The organism is Stenotrophomonas pictorum JCM 9942, assembly GCF_001310775.1.
Classification (GTDB): Bacteria; Pseudomonadota; Gammaproteobacteria; order Xanthomonadales; family Xanthomonadaceae; genus Stenotrophomonas; species Stenotrophomonas pictorum.
Map to the genome: position 1 here is coordinate 1 of NZ_BAZI01000338.1, position 2874 is coordinate 2874.

The 2874-nt window shown below is 67.5% G+C and carries 2 protein-coding genes; both read right to left on the reverse strand.

Translation table 11 applies throughout. The annotated features are described in order from the left end of the window. On the reverse strand, nucleotides 1-1926 hold a 1926-nt coding region (locus JCM9942_RS13350), incomplete at its 3' end, for a DUF3418 domain-containing protein (RefSeq protein WP_425478354.1). 8 nt (nucleotides 1927-1934) lie between these two features. Then, nucleotides 1935-2874 (reverse strand): helicase-related protein (locus tag JCM9942_RS20785; RefSeq protein WP_425478353.1); only part of this gene is annotated, 940 nt, incomplete at its 5' end.

The window sequence follows — 2874 nt, forward strand, 5'->3', positions numbered from 1 at the left end:
TTCGGCCGCCAGGGCCTTGCCGGCACGGGCGGCGAACGCGGTGCCGGCACGTTCGCCCAGACGTGCACGCAGCGCCTCCAGATCACGCGACATGCCCAGCAGCTTGCCGCGCTCGTCACACACGCGCAGATTCATACGCAGATGCGGCTCCAGTGCGTCGAGATCGAAATCGGTGGCCGCCACCTTGGCGCCGGTGGCCTTGGACAGGAACCGCGCCAGCTCGCCGCGGATATCGTCGGGCGACGGCTGCGGCCACGCCTCGAAGAAGGCACGACCGAAATCCGGTGCCGGCACATAATTGCGGCGCATCGCCTTGGGCAGGCTGCGGATCAACGCCGCGGCCTTTTCGGCGACGAAGCCCGGGGCCAGCCAGGACAGCCGTGCCGGGTCCAGCGCATTGAGCAGGTGCAGCGGTACATCCAGGGTGACGCCATCATCCTCGCTGCCGGGCTCGAACCGGTAGTGCATCGCCAGGCGTGCATCGCCCAGTGGGAAATATTTCGGATAGCGGTCCTGCTCGCTACCCTCGCCCGGCAGCAGATCGGTCAGCGACCACTGCAGGCTTCGGCGCTTGTCCGGTGCCAGCGCTTTCCACCAGCTGTCGAGCAGTGCGACCGAATAGATCTCCGAAGGAATGCGGTCCAGATACCAGCGTGCCTGCCAGTCCTCATCGGCGACGATGCCGGCGCGGCGCAACTTGGCTTCTTCTTCGCGCGCCTGCTCCAGCACCTTCAGGTTGTCGGCCACGAAGCCGGCCCGGGTGTTGATCTCGCCGGTCACCAGCGCCTGCCGCACGAAGATGTCGTGCGCTTCACCGGGATGGATGCGGCCGTAGTGCACCGGCTTCTTCGGCGCCAGTACCAGCCCGAACAGACTGATCTGTTCGGAGGCCAGAACCTGCCCCTGCGCGCGCGACCAGTGCGGGTCGAAATGCTTGCGGGCGAGCAGGTGCGGCAACTCGGCGATCACCCAGTCCGGCTCGATCGCAGCGTTGGTCATGCCCCAGATGCGTTGGGTATCGAGCAGCGTGGCACTGAGCACCCACGGCGGCGGCCGCTTGGCCAGCGCCGAGCCGGGGAAAAGATGGAAGCGGCGCTGACGCGGCGCCTGGAAATCGCCCTTCTCGGTGCGATGGCCCACCTGCGTCGGCAGGCCGGCGAGGATGGCCCGATGCAGCGTCTGATAGGCGGCGATACGGGCTTTGTCCGGAACCGTGGTCATCGCGGTCTGCGGCTGGGCAGCGGGGCCGGCCGGGTTGTTTTTCACTGCGGCACGCGGCGGCTCCGTCTTGCCTTCGCGTGCGAGGCGTGCGGCCTTGTGCTGCTCGCCACGGGTGGCCTTGCGCTTGGCTTCGGCATCGCCTCCGGCCGGCAGCGCCGGCGGTGCCGACAACAGTGCCTTGCCAAATTCCTCGCCCTGACTGCTGTCCCAGCCCAGTTCATCACACAGCAGGCGCAACTGCCGATGCAGCTCGCGCCATTCGCGCATGCGCAGGAAGCCCAGGAAGTGGCGCCCGCACCAGTCACGCAGCTTGGACTGGGTGAGCTCTTCGTGCGCGTCGCGATAGGCATTCCACAAGCGCAGGATGCCGAGGAACTCCGAGCGCGTATCGGCAAACAGCGCATGCGCGTTGTCGGCCGCTTCGCGCGCCTCGGGTGGCCGCTCGCGCGGGTCCTGGATGCCCAGGAACGAGGCGATCACCAGCATCTCCCGCAGGCACCCGCTCTTCTGCGCGGCCACCAGCATCCGCGCCAGTTTCACGTCGACCGGCAGGCGGGCCATCTGCCGGCCGATCGCGGTGAGCTTGCGCTCGCCATCGACCGCGCCCAGTTCGGCCAGCTGCTGCCAGCCATCGGCCACCGCGCGCTCGTCCGGTGCCTCCAGGAACGGGAACTCCTCGATCTGCCCCAGCCCCAGCTGCAGCATCCGCAGAATCACCCCGGCCAGCGACGAGCGGCGGATTTCCGGATCGGTGAACTCCGGGCGCGCCTGGAAGTCGGCCTCGGCATACAGCCGGTAGCAGACACCTTCAGAAACACGCCCGCAGCGGCCCTTGCGCTGGTTGGCACTGGCCTGCGAAACCGGCTCGATATGCAGCCGGTCCAGCTTCTGCCGCGGGCTGTAGCGTTTGATGCGGGCGTAGCCGGATCGACCACATAGCGGATGCGCGGCACCGTCAGCGAGGTTTCGGCGACATTGGTGGTCAGCACCAGCCGCCGTTTCGGACCGGGATTGAACACCCGGTCCTGGTCCTTGGCCGAGAGCCGCGCATACAGCGGCAGCACCTCGGTTTCGCGGTACTTGCGCCGTTCCAGCGCCTGGTGCGCATCGCGGATCTCGCGCTCGCCGGGCAGGAACACCAGCACGTCGCCGCGCGGATCGGCGCGGGTGATCTCGTCGATGGCCGCGACAATGGCCTGGTTGACGCTGCGCTCGCCGTCACTGTCGCCGTCAGCGGCGTCATCTTCGCGCGCGCCGCCCTCCAGCGGCCGGTAACGCACCTCCACCGGATAGGTACGCCCTTCCACGCTGACCACCGGCGCATCGTCGAAATGCCGCGAGAAGCGCTCGGTGTCGATCGTGGCCGAGGTGACAATCAGTTTCAGGTCCGGGCGTTTGCGCAGCAACTGCTTCAGATAGCCCAGCAGGAAATCGATATTGAGGCTGCGCTCGTGCGCCTCGTCGATGATCAGCGTGTCATAGCGCGACAGCCAGCGATCCGAGGCGATCTCGGCCAGCAAAATACCGTCGGTCATGAACTTGATGCGGCTGTCTTCGCCCACCTTGTCGGTGAAGCGCACCTGGTAGCCAACCACCGAGCCCAGCTCGGTACCCAGTTCCTCGGCCACGCGCGCGGCAACCGCCCGCGCGGCG